At 59.8% G+C, this 16,846-nt stretch carries 13 protein-coding genes; 2 read left to right on the top strand and 11 right to left on the bottom strand.

The genetic code is table 11. The features are described from left to right. Position 1 precedes the first annotated feature (1 nt). Complete coding sequence (locus tag ACM6JM_RS10020; protein WP_414881914.1) at positions 2 to 655, bottom strand: histidine phosphatase family protein; 654 nt, start codon at positions 653 to 655, stop codon at positions 2 to 4. Between the two features lie 326 nt (positions 656 to 981). Between ACM6JM_RS10020 and ACM6JM_RS10015 the strand changes: the two genes are divergently transcribed. Next, entirely contained in the window at positions 982 to 2,295 is a 1,314-nt protein-coding gene (locus ACM6JM_RS10015; protein WP_414881773.1) for a sensor histidine kinase, read from the top strand. On the opposite strand, the gene ACM6JM_RS10010 is transcribed toward ACM6JM_RS10015, so the two are convergent. The 5 genes from ACM6JM_RS10010 to ACM6JM_RS09990 form a co-directional block, all read right to left on the bottom strand. Beyond that, entirely contained in the window at positions 2,253 to 2,804 is a 552-nt protein-coding gene (locus ACM6JM_RS10010; protein WP_414881772.1) for a membrane integrity-associated transporter subunit PqiC, read from the bottom strand. The genes ACM6JM_RS10015 and ACM6JM_RS10010 overlap by 43 nt on opposite strands. A gap of 16 nt (positions 2,805 to 2,820) precedes the next feature. After that, positions 2,821 to 4,476, bottom strand: coding sequence for an intermembrane transport protein PqiB (locus ACM6JM_RS10005; RefSeq protein ID WP_414881771.1), 1,656 nt, complete (start codon positions 4,474 to 4,476; stop codon positions 2,821 to 2,823). 113 nt (positions 4,477 to 4,589) lie between these two features. Next, complete coding sequence (locus tag ACM6JM_RS10000; RefSeq protein WP_414881770.1) at positions 4,590 to 5,891, bottom strand: NAD(P)/FAD-dependent oxidoreductase; 1,302 nt, start codon at positions 5,889 to 5,891, stop codon at positions 4,590 to 4,592. Beyond that, positions 5,888 to 6,976, bottom strand: a complete 1,089-nt coding sequence (locus tag ACM6JM_RS09995; protein WP_414881769.1) for a polyamine ABC transporter substrate-binding protein — start codon at positions 6,974 to 6,976, stop codon at positions 5,888 to 5,890. Before ACM6JM_RS09995 ends, ACM6JM_RS10000 begins: the two co-directional genes overlap by 4 nt. A gap of 164 nt (positions 6,977 to 7,140) precedes the next feature. Continuing rightward, the gene (locus ACM6JM_RS09990; RefSeq protein ID WP_064600843.1) at positions 7,141 to 8,499 is read right to left on the bottom strand and encodes a glutamine synthetase family protein; all 1,359 of its coding nucleotides are present in this window, start codon (positions 8,497 to 8,499) and stop codon (positions 7,141 to 7,143) included. A 161-nt stretch (positions 8,500 to 8,660) separates the two neighbouring features. Here ACM6JM_RS09990 and ACM6JM_RS09985 point away from each other — a divergent pair, with 161 nt between their 5' ends. Then, positions 8,661 to 9,569 (top strand): helix-turn-helix domain-containing protein, encoded by a 909-nt coding sequence (locus ACM6JM_RS09985; protein WP_414881768.1) that lies wholly within the window; start codon positions 8,661 to 8,663, stop codon positions 9,567 to 9,569. Positions 9,570 to 10,713: 1,144 nt separating this feature from the next. On the opposite strand, the gene ACM6JM_RS09980 is transcribed toward ACM6JM_RS09985, so the two are convergent. From ACM6JM_RS09980 to ACM6JM_RS09960, 5 genes are all read right to left on the bottom strand, one after another. After that, entirely contained in the window at positions 10,714 to 11,763 is a 1,050-nt protein-coding gene (locus ACM6JM_RS09980; protein WP_414881767.1) for an acyltransferase family protein, read from the bottom strand. A 127-nt stretch (positions 11,764 to 11,890) separates the two neighbouring features. After that, positions 11,891 to 13,375 carry a family 16 glycosylhydrolase gene (locus ACM6JM_RS09975; protein WP_414881766.1) on the bottom strand — a complete coding sequence of 495 codons (1,485 nt, stop codon included), beginning with the start codon at positions 13,373 to 13,375 and terminating at the stop codon, positions 11,891 to 11,893. After that, positions 13,375 to 14,430, bottom strand: coding sequence for a UDP-glucose 4-epimerase GalE (galE, locus tag ACM6JM_RS09970; RefSeq protein ID WP_039768589.1), 1,056 nt, complete (start codon positions 14,428 to 14,430; stop codon positions 13,375 to 13,377). Before galE ends, ACM6JM_RS09975 begins: the two co-directional genes overlap by 1 nt. A gap of 29 nt (positions 14,431 to 14,459) precedes the next feature. Continuing rightward, a complete protein-coding gene (locus tag ACM6JM_RS09965; RefSeq protein WP_103385232.1) occupies positions 14,460 to 15,878 on the bottom strand; it encodes an oligosaccharide flippase family protein in 1,419 nt (472 codons plus the stop codon). A gap of 13 nt (positions 15,879 to 15,891) precedes the next feature. Next, positions 15,892 to 16,845 carry a glycosyltransferase family 2 protein gene (locus ACM6JM_RS09960; protein WP_414881765.1) on the bottom strand — a complete coding sequence of 318 codons (954 nt, stop codon included), beginning with the start codon at positions 16,843 to 16,845 and terminating at the stop codon, positions 15,892 to 15,894. Position 16,846: the final 1 nt, after the last annotated feature.

Raw genomic sequence — 16,846 nt, 5'->3', positions numbered from 1 at the left:
GTTAATCGCTATTGAGTCGTGACCAGGCCTCGGCATTCAGAATGCCCAGCACTTCAAGTTGCCCCTTGGCATCAATGCGAACAAACAGCGTGCTTCCATAATCAGCGGCGATCGCGTGGGGGAAACCGGTCTGTTTTTCAAAGTCGCTGATGCAGCCGCTGTGGGTGACCAGCACCAGATTGCGCTGTGCAACTTTGTGCGCCACCACCTCGTTACGCAGCGACGAACCGCAGGATTCGAGCCAGGTCTGTGCAGTAGCGTCCTGCCCGAACATGGCACGCGCCGTTTGCACGGTTCGGGTCAGCGGGCTGGTGAACACCTGTGCCTGCTGCATGCCCAGGCGCGTGAAACCCTTGCCCACCCGCGCAGCCGAGTCATTGCCTACCTGAGTGATGCCGTCTTCCGGGCCCAGACAAAGATGGTCGGAGCGGTCGCAACGTTCAGCATGGCGCACCAGTGCCACCACTTCGCCCGCCTGCCAGGCCCTGGTCCAATCAGCCCTTGAGGCCTGCCCCGCGTGGCCCAGATCAATGGGGGAGCGGGTGACCCAGACAAAGCCGCTGACCAGTGCAATCGCCACCCCTGCACCGATGACTGTCAGCAGTTTTCCAGGTCGCAATATTCGACGTTGTTTATAGACTGCTGTTAATAGCATCTGTCGCTCCACGCCATGCCCCTTAACTTCGCAGGCGCAACTGGCCTGCGATTTAATCAACTTTATGGTTGCGTACTTGAATGCTGGCTGAATGTTGGGGCTATTCACGTCGGGCCGCAGTGAAGAACATGTGAAAAATTTGCGGGAGTTGAAAATGTGCAATTAATCAAGTTTCTGATAACCAGACTCAAATACGCTTTTTTTACCGGGCTGGCTTAACAACTGTTGCTGTTTGAGGTGAAGCTGAATCTGTTCGGTCCATCTATTGAGTACACACCTGATGTTGACCGCTGAGTCTGATAACCGAGGTGGAGTCCTCCAGCCGAATGGATTTCAAGCAAAGCCTGACGAAACGGATCGTCATCGTATTCGCCTCGATGAGTGCGCTGGTGGCCGGCGTATTTGCGCTGGGAATCGTAGCCACCGTGCATGTGGTGGAACACAAGTTGACGGCCACGACCTTGATGGGCGGACTGCATCGTCTGCTGGCAATGGATGACATCAGTCGCTGGAGCCATCGACCGGAAAAGAGCGAGCTGTTTTTCTTCGAAGGTGGACCGGGCGCCATGGCGCTCGTTCCGTCACTGGCGGCTCTGTCGCCGGGGTTTCAGGAGGTCATGTTCGAGGGCGATGGCTTTTTCGCCATGGTCGAGATGGTGGGCGGACGCAAGTACGTGCTGTTGCGTGATCAGGAAAGTCTCGAACAGCGTGAGCGTCTGTTGTTCATTGTGGTGGCGGTCGGGTTCATCCTGAGCATTCTGCTGGCGATTGTGCTCGGCCGATTGCTGGCACGACGGGTAATGGCTCCGGTCATCCGTCTGGCGCGCCAGGTGCGTCACCGCGACCAGTTACTGGTGCTGGCGCCGCCTCTGCATCCGGACTACGCGGCGGACGAAGTCGGAGAACTGGCACTCTCGTTCGATCAGACACTGGGCCGGCTGCGCGAAACGCTGAGCCGGGAAAAACTGTTCACCAGCGACGTGAGCCATGAACTTCGCACACCGTTGATGGTGCTCGGCGGTGCCTGCGAGTTGCTGCTCGCCAATCCGTCGCTCGATACCCGCTCGGCCGCGCAGGTCAACCGCATCGCACGGGCCAGTCATGAAATGCGTCAATTGGTGGATACCTTCCTGATGCTCGCCCGCGCCCAGGAAGATACCGGTGGCGACATTTGCGTTTCCCTTGGGGAAGTTGCACGCGTTCAGGCGGAGATCTGGGGGCGGCTGATCCGCGAAAAAGGGCTGGAATTTTTCTGCGACATCAATCCGGCCGGCACGGCTCGTTACAACCAGACCTTTTTGCAGTCAGTGATGGGTAACCTGCTGCGCAATGCCTGGCATTACACCGATCAGGGTTTTGTGAGGCTGACCGTCGGGGAATGCGGGTTTGTGGTTGAAGACAGTGGCATCGGCATTCCCGAAGAACGCCGACAAGCGATGTTCCAGCCATTCGTGCGGGGTGACGAGCGTCGAGGCGAGGGGCTTGGGCTGGGGTTGTCACTGGTGCAGCGGATTTGCAATCGCGAGCACTGGCAGGTCGAGCTGACAACCCGTGAGCCCCACGGTTGTCGCTTTACCGTCCTTTTGAAGACGGACGCTCAGGACGCCGGTGGACAGCCCCGCGCAGTGCCCGCCGCCTGACCGATCAACGCGGCGAGACGCTTGACGTTGTTCTGCTGGGCCGCCACCAGATCGTCAATGCTCGGCCCGGACGGGGTTTGCAGCAGCGAGCGGCAGGCGAGCAGGGCGTCGTCACCGGTGTTGGCCTGGCGCAGGCGCCATTTGACGTCGATCAGCCCGTATTGCCCGGGAATCGAATCGAAGCGTTGCACATCGATGCGCACCGAGGTTTTGCGCGGGCCGCCGGCATTACTGAGCTGATCCACCAGTGCGCTGCGCAATTCATCGCTGAGGCTGGCGCCCCACCATTCGGTCTCGAGAATCGCCAGGCCGCTGTTGCCTTGGCGGATCACGATTTGTGGCCGGTCGACCTGCGGCGGCACGCTGATGCCTTCGATGGCGATTTCCGAACCGGCGCGGCCGGCCATCGGTTGCGTCGGCGTCAGGGTGTGAAAGCTGATCGGGGCGCTTTTGCAGGCGCCGAGCAACAGGCCGATCGCGAGCACGGTGAACTTCAGCTTTAAAGCCATGGGACAGCTCCTGTGCTCAGTTGCGCGGCGGCCCTTTGAGGTCCAGCGGCGCGGCGTTGTCGGGGCGGCCGCGAATCAACGATTCCGGATGACGGCCCAGGTAATCGGACAGTTCACGCAGCGAACGCGACATGCGCCCAAGCTCGTCGAGGGTCTCGGTCAGTTGTTCGCGTTGCGGCGAATCTTCGGCCAGGGTCGAGCTGGCCGACTGCAGGGTCTTGCTCAGGTCGGCGAGGGTGTTCTGCACGCCGGGCAGGGTCCTGGCATTGAACTGGGTCAGGCCTTTGCGCAATTCCACGAGGTTGCTGTCGAGGTTGCCGGCAATCCGTTCCACCGGCAGCTTGTTGAGCTTGTCGATCATCGCTTCGAGTTTTTCCTGCAACTGTTCGAGGCTGCCGGGGACGGTCGGAACGCTGATCGGGCGGGCGGTGGGGTCAAACGCGACTTTTTCGGCTTTGGGGAAGAAATCCAGCGCGATGTACAACTGACCGGTCAGCAGATTGCCGCTGCGAGCCTGGGCACGCAGACCGTTGTCGATAAAGGTGCCGATCAGGCGCACGGCAGCGGCTTCGTCGTCCGGATTGTGGTCGAGTACCTTGAGCATCTTGACGTGAGCCTGACCGAGGCGTTGCGGGTAGATCACGATGCCGACGTTGAGCGGGAAGCTGCGTTTTTTCGCATCGAAGTCCAGGTTGACGCTCACTACCCGGCCGATTTCGATGCCGAGAAACTCCACCGGTGCGCCGACTTTCAACCCGCGCAGGGCCTGATCGAAACGCAGAGTCAGGTATTGCGCCTTGCCGTTGGGCGGGGCGAGGGCGGTTTGCTGGTCGTCGAACAGGTCGTAAGTTCTTTCTTCGGCGGCGGCGACATCATTGGGGCTGTATTCCGGCGCGCGAAAAGCGATGCCGCCCACCAGCAAGGTCGACAACGATTCGGTTTTCACCGCAAAGCCGTTGGCGCCGACGTTGACGTCAATGCCGCTGGCGTTCCAGAACCGGGTGTTTTCCGTGACGTAGGCGTCGTTCGGCGCATGGATGAACACCTCGATGTTGACCCCTTTGCCATCGGCGTCCAGTGCGTAGGCCACCACCTGGCCCACCGGGATCTTGCGGTAATAGACCGGCGAGCCGATATCCAGCGAGCCAAGGTCCGAGGCGTGCAGGTTGAAGCGTTTGCCCGGCTCGCCGTAGGTAATCGGCGGCGGGTTTTCAAGGCCTTTGAAGTGTTTGGCGCGCGAGTTGGACTGACCGATATCGGCGCCGATGTAGTCACCGGACAGCAATGTGTCGATGCCCGAGACGCCACCCGCACCGATGCGCGGCCGGACGACCCAGAACTGCGAATCTTCGCGGGTAAAGGTTTCGGCCTGCTTGGCCAGTTTGATGGTGGCGTTGACGCTTTTCTGGTCGTCGCTCAATTCGACGTCTGTGACCTGGCCGATGACCACGTTGCGGTATTTGACTTCGGTCTTGTTGGCGGTCAGGCCGCTGCCGGTCTTGAAGGTGACGGTGATGGTGGGGCCTTCCTGCATCAGGTTGTGCACCACCAGCGAAAGGCCCACCAACACCGCGACGATCGGCACGATCCACACCAGCGAAATGCTGAAACGCCGGGTCTTGACCGGCGCCTGGCCGGGCGCTCGCGGTTGATCGGCGGCTGACGACTCCATCCATGACCTCCAGGGTGTGTTGGGCACTGAGCGTCAGGAACGCAAAAGCACTTCATCAATATAGAAGTGCTTCGCGATAGAGCAAATGTGCAGGGCGCTTTAACCGGCAGGCCTCATCCCAGCAGTTCCCGCAGGCGATACCAGAACATGCCCAGTGCCAGCAGCGGCGAGCGCAGCGCCGGGCCGCCGGGGAAGGTCATGTGCGGCACGCTGCTGAATACGTCCATGCCCTGACTGTGACCGGCATGAATTGCTTCGCCCAGCAGCTTGGCGCACCAGTGGGTGACGTTCAGGCCATGGCCGGAATAGCCCTGGGCGTAGAACACATTCGGGTGCTGTTTCAATCGACCGACCTGCGGGAAGCGGTTGGCGGTGATGCCGATCTTGCCGCCCCACTGATAGTCGATGCGCACATCCGCCAGTTGCGGGAACACCTTGAGCATCTTCGGTCGCATGTAGGCAGCGATGTCTGCCGGATCCCGTCCCGAATAATGGCAGGCACCGCCGAACAGCAAGCGCCGGTCTGCCGAGAGCCGGTAGTAATCGAGGCCGACTTTCTGGTCGCACAGCGCCAGGGTCTGCGGGATCAATTCGGCGGCGCGCTCCGCCGACAGCGGTTCAGTGGCGATGATGTAGCTGCCGGCGGGCAGGACCTTGCCACTGAGTTGCTGTTCGAGTTCGTCCAGATGCGCGTTGCAGCCGAGTACCAGACTGCCGGCGCGCACGCTGCCGGTCCGGGTGCGGACTTGAACGGTCGAACCGTGGAGGATTTCCAGCACCGGGCTCTGCTCGAAAATCCGCACCCCAAGGGACGCCGCCAGCCGCGCTTCACCCTGCACCAGGTCGAGCGGGTGCAGATGGCCCGAGCCCATGTCGATCAGGCCGCCCTTGTAGACCCCCGCGTTCACCACTTGCTGACGAATCAGCTCCGGGGCAACCAGCCGCGTTTCATGGCGGTAGTCCAACTGCGCCAAGCTGTCCTGCTCGGTCTTGAAGGCTTCGAACTGCCCTGGAGTGTTGGCCAGTTCGCAGAAGCCCCAGCGCAGGTCGCACTCGATGGCATTGTCGGTGATGCGCTGGCGCACCAGTTCCACCGAGTCGATTCCGGCCCGGTGCAGGTAACGCACGCCTTCGCTGCCAACGTGCCGGGCGAAGCCTTCGACGTCATGACCGATCCCGCGAATCAGCTGCCCGCCATTGCGCCCGCTGGCGCCCCAGCCGATGCGCCGGGCTTCGAGCAGAATCACCGAAAGCCCGCGCTGCGCCAGTTCAATCGCCGTATTGACGCCGGTGAACCCGCCACCGATCACGCAGACATCGGCAATCAAGTCACCCGTCAGTTCCGGATAGGGTGTGCTGGCCCGGGCCGACGCGGCGTAATAGGAGCGGGCGTGTTCCTGGGTGTACTGATTCATTTGTTCGACTTCACTTTGCTCCAGGACCGGGTCATCAGACGCATGATCGACTGGGGCGGGGTAGAGGAGATGTAGAGCTTGTCGAGGACTTCCTGAGACGGATAGACCTCGGGATTGTTGACCAGCTCCGGATCCATGTATTGCTTGGCCGCCGGGTTCGGGTTGGCGTAGCCGACCGAGGCGCTGACCTTGGCGATCACTTGCGGATCGAGCAGGTAATTGATGAACGCGTGAGCTTCCCTGGTGTTGCCGGCGTCGGCGGGAATCGCCAGCAGGTCGAACCACAGGTTCGCGCCTTCCTTGGGAATTGAGTACGCGATGTTCACGCCGTTCTTGGCTTCCTTGGCGCGGTTGGCGGCCTGGAACACGTCGCCGGAATAACCGAAGGCCACGCAGATGTCGCCGTTGGCCAGGTCGGACACGTATTTCGAGGAATGGAAATAGGTGATGTACGGCCGGATGCTCAGCAGTTTCTCTTCGGCCTTCTTGTAGTCCTCGGGTTTCTCGCTGCGCGGATCCATGCCCATGTAGTTGAGGATCGCCGGGAACACTTCATCGGCCGAGTCCATCATCGACACACCGCACTGGGTGAGTTTCTTCAGGTTTTCCGGTTCGAACAGCACGGCCCAGGAGTCGATGTGATCGATGCCCAGCACTTGCTTGACCTTGTCGACGTTGTAGCCGATGCCGTTGGTGCCCCACAGGTACGGCACCGAGTGCTCGTTGCCCGGATCGTTTTTCTCAAGCAGGGCCAGCAGTTTCGGGTCGAGGTTTTTCCAGTTCGGCAGTTGCGCGCGGTCCAGTTTGAGGAAGGCGCCGGCCTTTACCTGACGGGCGAGGAAGTGGTTGGACGGCACCACCACGTCATACCCGGTACGCCCGGCGAGCAGTTTGCCTTCGAGGGTTTCGTTGGAGTCGAAGACGTCATAGATCACCTTGATCCCGCTGGAGGACTGGAAGTCGGCGAGGGTGGTTTCGCCAATGTAATCGGTCCAGTTGTAGACGCTGACCTGGGGTTGGGCGAAGGCACCGGCACTGCATGCCAATGCCAGGGTGGCGGGAATCAGGGATTTCAACAGACGCATATCGACACCTCTTCGATTGATCTTCCCATGCTGATCGTTCCCACGCTCCGCGTGGGAATGCAGCCCGAGACGCTCCGCGTCCCAAAGCGGACGCAGAGCGTCCATTGAGGCATTCCCACGCGGAGCGTGGGAACGATCGTTGGGTTGGGTTGTTTTTATTTTGGTTACACGCTCAGCAACAGGAACTCCCGCTCCCAGGAACTGATCACGCGCTTGAAGTTTTCATGTTCGGCGCGTTTCACCGCGACGTAGCCGCGCACGAACTTGTTGCCCAGGTATTGCGCGACGGTGTCGCACTCTTCCATCTGGGTCAGGGCTTCTTCGATGGTGATCGGCAGGCGCAGGTTGCGGCGCTCGTAGGCCCGACCTTCGACGGCAGCGCTCGGTTCGATGCCTTCGACCATGCCGATGTAACCGCACAGCAGGCTCGCGGCGATGGCCAGGTACGGGTTGGCGTCGGCGCCCGGCAGACGGTTTTCAACCCGCATCGCCTCAGGGCCGGAGGTCGGCACCCGCAGGCCGACGGTGCGGTTTTCTTCGCCCCATTCGACGTTGACCGGTGCCGAGGTGTCCGGCAGGAAGCGGCGGAACGAGTTTACGTTCGGCGCGAACATCGGCAGCACCTTCGGGATGTACTTCTGCAGACCGCCGATGTGATGGCGGAACAGGTCGCTCATGCTGCCGTCGGCATTGGCGAAAATCGGCTGGCCGCTGGCGATCTCGACCACGCTCTGGTGCAGGTGCATGGCGCTGCCGGGCTCATCGCCGATCGGCTTGGCCATGAAGGTTGCGGTGACGTTGTGCTTGAGCGCGGCTTCACGCAGGGTGCGTTTGAACACGGTGATCTGGTCGGCCAGATCCAGTGCATCGCCGTGGCGGAAGTTGATTTCCATCTGCGCCGGGCCGTCTTCGTGGATCAGCGTGTCCAGGTCCAGGCCTTGCAGTTCGCACCAGTCGTAGACGTCTTCGAACAGCGGATCGAATTCGTTGGCGGCGTCGATGGAGAACGACTGACGACCGCTTTCGGCGCGACCGGAACGGCCCAGCGGTGCTTTCAATGGCAAGTCCGGGTCTTCGCAGCGCTGGGTCAGGTAGAACTCCATTTCCGGCGCCACGATCGGCTTCCAGCCTTTGTCGGTGTACAGCTGCAGGACTTTCTTCAGCACGTTGCGCGGCGACAGTTCGATCGGGTTGCCGAACTTGTCGAAGGTGTCGTGGATCACGATGGCGGTCGGCTCGATGGCCCACGGAATCACGTACACCGCGTCGCTCACCGGCTTGCAGACCATGTCGATATCGGCCGGGTCGAGCAGGTCGTAGTAGATGTCGTCATCGACAAAATCCCCGGTTACCGTTTGCAGCAGCACACTTTCCGGCAGGCGCATGCCTCGCTCATGCAGGAACTTGTTGGTCGGTGCGATCTTGCCGCGGGCGATGCCGGTCAGGTCGCTGACCACGCATTCCACTTCGGTAATCTTGTGATCTTTCAGCCATGTGAACAGCTGATCGAAAGGGGCATTCATAAAGACCTCGTCGTTGGTTTTGTTGACGCGGGGGAACGCGATTTCATCTTTCGCAGGCTTCCCCTGTGGCGCGTTGACGACTATCTTGGGCGGGCCTTGCCGTTCCATCTATCCACTTTCAGCAGCACCAAAGCGCACCAAAAGAGTGCGCAAGGTTCCCCATGACGACGTGCAATCCGCTTCAGGTTCAAGCGTTCAACACCGCCGATGTCACCGAACAAATCCGCGCCACGCCGGGTTGGGTGCAGCATTACCAGCAGATGTCGCCAGGGCATTTCGCCGGGCAGATCCGCTATCTGGATTTGCAGGGAGTGGAGGTTTACGAAGAACAGATGAACACCCGGGTCGAGCAGAATTTCAGCGCGCCGCAAGGGGCGCTGGCGTTCTGTTTCGATCGCAGCGACAACGCGCTGTATCTGCTCAATGAAGAGAGCCGCAACATCTGGATCACCCCGGAGAACTACCAGGAAATCGCTGTGGTGTTCGGCCCGGAATTCGTCCAGCGCAACGGACTGGACATGGCCCGGCTGGAGGGTTTGTTCATGGCACCGCTCAATGGCGCGCAGAACGGATTGTTCAGTCGCTGGTTAAGCTCCACTCTCACGAATTTGTCGCAACCCATTGATCTGTCTGGCAAAGAAGCACTGACCCAACAGTTGCTGGAGGACTGCCTGTTCATCCTCGACAACGCGAGTGTGTGCCTGGACGGTGGCGGTTTGCAGCGCCGTGCCGAAGAGCGGATCACCCTCAAACGCGTGGGCGAGTGGGCGGCGGATTCGCCGGAAGAAACCCTCAATCTGCTCGAGTTATCGCGGGTCGCCGGGGTTTCCCTGCGCCAGTTGCAGCAGACCTTCAAGGCTTACACGGGGATGTCGCCGAGCCACTGGCTACGGTTGCGCCGGCTCAACAGTGCGCGGCGCGAATTGCTCAAGCGTTCGCCTGCGGAGACCACCGTGGCGGAAGTGGCGATGAACTGGTCATTCTGGCATTTAGGCCGTTTTTCAAGCAGTTATCGAGCATTGTTCAAGGAGTTACCGAGCGAGACGTTGAAGCGCTCATCGTCCTTGTGACGGGCGCTCTGCGCCATAAAACAAAAAAAGACGGGAGAGGTTTCGATTTACTGAAACATCTCCCGTCTTGTTGTGACGCCTACAGAATTTAAAATCGTATGCCAAGGATTTCCGACCCGCCGTAGTGACCTGAATTTACGGTCCTCCGGCTTGCGGCTCTGCCGCCAGACGTAACTGCACTCCGCAATTGCCCTATGTGTTCGAGTGGTTAGCCCCTAGGAACAGATGCCAGAGCATTCCTGACATAGCGACTCGGACCACGCTCGCAGACATGGTCACGCAAAGCAGCCAATCAACGCCAGTGCGGGTTCGATACATTGGTCTGCCGGTGCGCCTCGGTCGTACGAAGGTGGCGCACCACAAACGGATGCGAAACAATAGCTATAGCTCCCCGGTGTGTTGTTGTACATACCCTTTCCAAGGGCGCCGGTAGATCGCTGCGTCTGACTGCGCGTTCATGGTCTGAGTGTACATAGGTCCATCTGGTGAATGAAAACGCACGAGTGCGTACACCGCCTGCGAAACATCTCGCCAATAATTGATACCGTTCGCATCCGTGATCAGTACAGCGGGCGGGGATGAGCGGAAAGCATACGCATTCGTGTACGATCCAACGGAACCGTCAGCGAAATTTATCGTGCACTCCGCGATTGCGTAAGGGGGATTACTTTTGATCTCCTGAATATAATCTAACGATCCGGGGCTTAACATGATTATGTACCTGCCAATCTGTCGTGTGAAGCTGGATCGTCTCGCGATAGAGGGATGCGGGGTACTGTCAGATATGACAGTTTTTTAAACGTGTTCGGAATAGAGGGTATAACAAAGAGATCAGCGATAACGAAACTGCGAGTGAGCTCTGACAAGACGTAATCGCAATCACTGTCCAGAACGGTAGTGCGCTGACTTCAATTGGGTCAGGGATTTTATACACCAGTCCAACCCCTAATACCGGCATAGCCGAACCCGCTTCGTGACACCTGCAGAACGGCATCGAGGGCAGGATGAACAAATCGTGGCTTGGCGTCATGAGCTGTCTTGAAAAAACGCCGGAGGCTTAGCGTACGATTTCTCCCGAATTCCACGGCCCCCCCCTTTTTCATCTTTCGATAGGCCGATATTGCCAAGCCTGTTGCGCGACCGACTAACCCACTCTGAGACGATTGAAGGAGGATGAAAGAGATCTTTTCATCAGTCTGGCAAACGGGGTCTCGATTTTTTCATGAATGATATAGGACGCAACGATCATCAAAGCGATGGTGCCCCAGAGCAGCACGTGTGGATTGATGGTCGGATAAGCGATGTTGAAGATCATGAAGCCGATCATTTGATGCAGCAGGTAAAGCGGGTAAGTCAGTGCGCCCAATGCTGTCCAGTCGAACTTCCCCACGGCTGACGTCTTATGCGTCGCGATAAAAAGAAAGGTCATGAAAAACAGGGCAATGACGCCGCAGATGATCAAGGAGTCGTATTCGGTCGAATATTTCAGTTCAATCGACTCGGCCCACTTGATCGCGTTGAAGCTGGCCAATGCCTGCGCGGCTGCCAGCAGGGAAATACGGGATTTGGTAAAACCCTTGTCCCAGATGATGTAGAACGTCGCGCCAGCGATGAAATAGGCCGCGTAGTCGGTGATCAGGACCGAGCGCAGCTTTTCGAAAGCAAAGACTTCCGCTGCGGCCGAGATCAGCAGCCAGAGTACGAGGAAGGTTTCTATTTTCTCTATCTTCTTGAAAGCCAACAGGATCGCGATCATCAAGTAGAACTTTATCTCGACGAACAGAGACCAGTAGACCCCGTCTATGGGGGGCACACCGAGCAGGTCGCCTAGAAAGGTCAGGTTGATCAGGTATTGATAGAAATCGGCCGAAAATCGTGGCTGCCCGATGGCCAGCGTGATGAGAAAGGTGATCGTGCAGCACACCCAGAACGCCGGGCAGAGGCGGATGACCCGAGAAATGAAGAACACTTTGAGGTTGTTGCTCGAAGCGGTCATCAGGATCACGAATCCGCTGATCATGAAAAACAGTTCGACGCCCAGATACCCGTATTTGGCAACGTCAGCCAAAAGTGGATAGGGCATGACCGACATCTCACCCCTCGCATAGCCGCGAAACGCATAGTGAAAGATCACCACCGCGAACGCCGCAAGAAAGCGCAGCAAATCCAGTTCTGTCAGCCGTCGGTTGTTCATGTGCATGCGCTCCGGGGGTGTTCGCGCGAATTGAAAACTGACGACTGTGCCGAGTGAAAATCGACTCAAGGCGAAAGCTATGACGGTTGGGGCGGCTCATCGTCTGGCCCCAGGCCTGGTGTGAGGGTCAAGGATTGCGTTGCCACATGCGGATGTAATCGACTTCAAAAGTGGAGGGCAGGTCAGCATCGTCGACCACGCCGAACCATTTCCACATGGCCTCGCTGTCGAAGACGATCTGCATGGGGAAAAAGAAATAATGGTTCTTCGATTCTCTGACCAGCACACCATCGACGTACCAGCGCAGGGTATCGGGCTGCCAGTCGAAGCCGTAGACATGAAAGTCGCCGGCCAGCCGCCAGGGACTGGTCCAGGTGCTGCCGTTGGCTATATGTTCGGTGCTGTGCGGTGTGGCCCAGAGGTGGGCGTTCATGTTGTAGGCGCGGTCTGAAAGCGCATTTTTGGTCTTGCCGCCGATTTCAAAAATGTCGATTTCGGTGGCGTTGTCAGTCATGCCCGTCCAGGCCAGCCAGAAGGCGCTGGACGCTGCGGAATTCATGGGTTTGGCCCGCGCTTCGTAGTACCCGTAGAAGCCGCGTTCAAGGGTACGCACCATGGCTGAGGTGTAGTCCTTGAAGCCGAGCTCGACGTATTTCTGCGGCAGGGTTTCCCTGCGAAAGACAATGTTCAGGTTGCCATTGCCGACACTGGCGTTGCGCTCGGTGAACAGCGCCGGCTTGCGGCCCAGTGACTCATTCCCGACAGCATTGTTGACGTGCCAGCGTGTGCGGTCGAGGGTGGTGCCATCGAACTCGTCGGACAGCTTCGTGTTGAGCACCCATTGCCCGGCATTGGCCTGATCGGACAAGGGCAGTTGGGCGTTGATGCGCGTCGGCAATGTCCCTAATGGGCCGACGCGGGTCCAGGTGTCGGCATGCGTGGGGATGGCCACGGACCATTTGTCTGCCAGGTATTGAAAGGCGCGCTGGCGCTCGGCGAGCGAGGCGAATGGACGGTCATACACCAGCACTTCGGCGATGTCGCCGCGAAAGTTTTCCGAGTGACCGACGGCATTGCGCCCGACCCCGTAGGGGCCGATCGGTACGTCGTGCAGTTCCAGCACGGAAACCGTCGGCTCGTACTCCCCGGTTTGCGCCAGGCTGACCGCGAAATTCGGCAGCACGTTGTCGTTGCTGGCGGCCTGCGGGCGTGAACTGAACAAGCGTTGCCAGGGATCGACTCCGGCCTGGTCCGGCAACCGCCGGGACACGATCAGTACGGTTACAGATCCTTTAGCCGTGCGCAGGGCCCGGCCGAGTAATCCCGAGTTGCCGTCGAAGCGCACCACCGCATGGCCATTGAGGCTGTTTCCTATCCACTTTGGCGGTGAGGTGGTGTCAGCGACCGTCGCGTCATTGGCCTTGCCGGATTTGTCGCTCCAGCGCTGGAGCCGGTTCTGCGCATCCAGGGTCATCGCGGATGAGTCGGCCGCGTCCAGCCACAACACCAGGCCGGTGGTCGGTACAGGCGCTGGCGCTGGCGCTTGCGCGGCGTTGCTTGCCAGCGCAACCGAAAACAGCACGACCAGCAGACATTCCTTGAGCATCGGCATCACTTCACCGCTACGGGTGCCGGAATCTTGAATGACGATTGATACCCCTGCGGATTGCACGACTGCCAGCGCCAGCTATCGGTGATCATCTGTTCCAGGCCGCGTTGCGCGCTCCAGCCCAGTTCGCGTCCCGCCTTGGCCGGATCGGCCCAGCACTTGGCGATGTCGCCGAGACGTCGAGGGGCGAAGCGGTAGGGAATGCTGATGCCGGTGATGTCCTCGAAACTGTGGATGATCTGCAGCACGCTGTAGCCGACGCCGGTACCGAGGTTCCAGAAGTGAATGCCATTGTCGTGCTGCAGCACTTGCAGGGCCTTGAGGTGACCGATGGCCAGGTCGACCACGTGGATGTAGTCGCGCACGCAGGTCCCGTCCACGGTGGGATAGTCGCTGCCGTACACCGTGAGTTCGGGTATCCGGCCTATGGCGACCTGGGTCAGGCACGGCAACAGGTTGTTGGGGCGGCCGCTCGGGTCTTCGCCGATCATTCCGCTTTCGTGGGCGCCGATCGGGTTGAAGTAACGCAACAATCCAACGCTCCAGCGCGGATCGGAGTTGCACAGATCCGTCAGCAACTCCTCGATCATGAGCTTGGTGCGGCCATAGGGATTGACCGGTTTGCCGGTGCCGAAATCTTCGGCAATCGGCGTGCGCGTCGGCTCCCCGTACACCGTGGCTGACGAGCTGAACACCAGCCGGAATACGTTATTGCGGGCCATCGCCTGACACAGGCCAAGCGTGCCGGCAACGTTGTTGACGTAGTAGTCCAGCGGCTTGCGCACGCTTTCCTCGACGGATTTGAGACTGGCAAAGTGCACGACGGCGTCGATGTCGTACCGGCTGAAGATATCGTCGAGCAGGGCCGGGTCGCGAATATCGCCCTTGATGAAGTCGACGCGGGTCAGGGTCAGTTGCTCGAGGCGCCGGATGCACTCTCGACAGCTGTTGCACAGGTTGTCGAGCACCAGCACCTTGTGGCCGGCGTTAATGAGGGCCAGAGCCGTATGCGAGCCGATGTAGCCGGCTCCGCCAGTAATCAACGTGGTTTTGCGCATGGTGAGGCCTTCCTGTCTCAGGGCTGAACTCAGCGGGAGGTGAAAACCGATTTGAATTCCTGTGGCCAGTGCGGGTGCAGGGCGCTGTAACCCACGGCATAACTCAGTGCGCCGAGCACGACGCTGCCGATCAAATGCAGGTAACCCTGGAGACCCAGCTGCGGTAGCACCAGCAGCACGGTTGCAGCCATGACCAGGGAAGCGATCACGCTGCGGTAACTGGCTTCGAAAAAGCCGCGCCAGCTGTAACCGATCGCCGTGTTCAGGCCACGGATCTGCAGCGGCGTGATGACCAGCATGCGCGCCAGCAGAGCGACGGCTGCAGCCATGCCGCCGTACAGGTTGCCGAGGGCGTAGACCAGCGCCAGGGCCAGCGCGGTGGTCAGCACTTCAGCCTTGATCGTGAGGTGGCTGCGGTTGACCGCCACCAGTGCGGTGGTGGCGTACATGGCGCTGTTGCCGATGGCGGCGGTGCAGGCCAGCACTTGCAGCAGCGGGATGGCCTCTGCCCATTTGGCGCCGAAGATCAACAGGATCAGGTCGCTTGCCGTAAGTGCGAGTCCGATGAACAGGGGCGTCAACAGAAAGCCGCTGACGGCGGTTGAGTCGCCAACGATCCCGATCAATCGCTTGGGTTCTGCGCTGCGCCGGGAGAACGCCGGCAGCGCGTAGCTCAGCAAGCCGTTGTAGATCGCGGTACGTGGCAGTTCGATGATGCGCATCGCCATGTTGAACATGCCGACCGCGTTCGCGCCGGCGGTGATGCCCAGCACCACGTTGACCCCGCGTTGCAAGGTTTGCGAGCTCAGCGCGTTGACGGCAACCGGTGCGCCTGACCTCAACAACTCGCGCAGGATCGGGCCGTCGATGTGAAAGGGGATGTGGCGTGGGTCTGCGCGCATCAACACAATGATCGACACCAGTTCCATGATCAGCGCCTGGGCAATGACCGCCCACGCACCCAGTCCCCAAAGCGCCACGGCAATCCCGCCGACACCACCCGCCACTTTGCCCAGCAACGTGCGCGAAGCCAGCATCTTGAAGTTACCGCTGCGGCGCATCTGCGCCACATAGACCCGCGCCATCATGGTGAACAGGATCTTTATCGAGGCTATCGCCGTCATCCATTGCAGCAGCGGGTCGGGGGTGTACAGCATGACCGCGCCGGAAATGACGCCAATGCTCGCCAGACTGACCAGCACCGCCGCCCAGTAGGCGGTGCTGATGTGCTTGTCCTCCAGTCGCTCAAGCCGGACCAGCGGGTCTTCGAGCACCGAGGAGTACACCAGACCGATCAACTCGACGATGGCGATGATTACCGTGCCCACACCCAGCTCGGCAGGCGACAGCAGCCTGGCGTAGGCGACAAAGGTAATCATCGACAGCAGGATCAGGCCGAATTTCTCGGTGAAGATCCAGGTCAATGTCGTCAGACGGTGGTTGGCCATGGCGGATTCCGGATCAATGAGCCGTGGTTGACGCCGTTGCCTTGCGCAAGGTTCTGGCGCGGGCATACAGGTAGCGCAAGGTCGGTTTGCCGCTGGCGAAGATCAGGGCCTGCCAGGAGCAATCCAGCATTCGCCGGTACACGCCGAGGACCTGGTCGTGCTCGCCACGTCGGGAAAACGCCTCGAGAAAATCGGTGTGGTTGCCCAGCACGAAATCGATCCGCTGCTGCCGGGTCAGCTGCGCGCCGTAGCGGGCGAGGTACACCTCGATGAAGCGGATTTTGTTCTGGTAGTACTTTTTCGGATTCGCGGTCATGTTGCCGCCATTGACCGTGCGCTCCAGCAACACCTCCGGCACCGTGTGGATCTCCCAGTGTTCGGCGATCCGGGTCCACATGAAGCGGTCTTCGGAATAACGCAGGCTGGCATCGAAGCCGCCGAGTTGCATGATCACGTCACGCTTGACCAGCGCGGTGGAGACACCATTGACGACGTTGGCGTGGATGAAATCGTAGAAATGCCTGCCGTTCTTCAACCGGTCGTCCCGCTGGCGTCTGCCGTCGCTGTAATTGACTTGCGCGTAGCAGTCGATCAGCCCCACCGGTCGACCCTGTCGCGTGAGCTCGTCATACAGTGCCAGCTGTAATTCCAGCTTCCGCGGATGCCATTGGTCATCGGCATCGAGCATCGCCACAAACGTCTCTGCGGAGTGCCGCATCCCATGATTACGGGCGCTGGCCTGGCCTTCGTTGGGTTGCTGTAACAGCGTCAAGCGAAACGGCGCGACAAAGTCTCTGACCCGCTGTGGTCCGTCATCGGTGGACCCGTCGTCGATGACGATGACGTGATCGGGCAGTCGGGTTTGCCGGGCCAGGGAGGTCAGTGTCTGCTCGATGCTGTCGGCGCCGTTGTACATCGGAATGATGACGCACACTGAATCTGCTGAACGGGGAGCTTGGTTTGGCACG

Origin of the sequence: Pseudomonas sp. IT-P2, assembly GCF_949767575.1 — a bacterium.
GTDB lineage: Bacteria > Pseudomonadota > Gammaproteobacteria > Pseudomonadales > Pseudomonadaceae > Aquipseudomonas > Aquipseudomonas pharyngis.
Note: the sequence above shows the minus strand (reverse complement) of the source record. Positions and strands in the feature narration are given on the sequence as shown.

Bases quoted from the DNA above. Each gene is read 5' to 3' on its own strand.
- ACM6JM_RS09965 (WP_103385232.1), bottom strand. From the start codon at position 15,878: ATGGCCAACCACCGTCTGACGACATTGACCTGGATCTTCACCGAGAAA.
- ACM6JM_RS09990 (WP_064600843.1), bottom strand. From the start codon at position 8,499: ATGAATGCCCCTTTCGATCAGCTGTTCACATGGCTGAAAGATCACAAG.
- ACM6JM_RS10020 (WP_414881914.1), bottom strand. From the start codon at position 655: ATGCTATTAACAGCAGTCTATAAACAACGTCGAATATTGCGACCTGGA.
- ACM6JM_RS10015 (WP_414881773.1), top strand. From the start codon at position 982: ATGGATTTCAAGCAAAGCCTGACGAAACGGATCGTCATCGTATTCGCC.
- ACM6JM_RS09995 (WP_414881769.1), bottom strand. From the start codon at position 6,976: ATGCGTCTGTTGAAATCCCTGATTCCCGCCACCCTGGCATTGGCATGC.
- ACM6JM_RS10000 (WP_414881770.1), bottom strand. From the start codon at position 5,891: ATGAATCAGTACACCCAGGAACACGCCCGCTCCTATTACGCCGCGTCG.
- ACM6JM_RS10005 (WP_414881771.1), bottom strand. From the start codon at position 4,476: ATGGAGTCGTCAGCCGCCGATCAACCGCGAGCGCCCGGCCAGGCGCCG.
- ACM6JM_RS09975 (WP_414881766.1), bottom strand. From the start codon at position 13,375: ATGCCGATGCTCAAGGAATGTCTGCTGGTCGTGCTGTTTTCGGTTGCG.
- ACM6JM_RS09985 (WP_414881768.1), top strand. From the start codon at position 8,661: ATGACGACGTGCAATCCGCTTCAGGTTCAAGCGTTCAACACCGCCGAT.
- ACM6JM_RS10010 (WP_414881772.1), bottom strand. From the start codon at position 2,804: ATGGCTTTAAAGCTGAAGTTCACCGTGCTCGCGATCGGCCTGTTGCTC.
- galE (WP_039768589.1), bottom strand. From the start codon at position 14,430: ATGCGCAAAACCACGTTGATTACTGGCGGAGCCGGCTACATCGGCTCG.
- ACM6JM_RS09980 (WP_414881767.1), bottom strand. From the start codon at position 11,763: ATGAACAACCGACGGCTGACAGAACTGGATTTGCTGCGCTTTCTTGCG.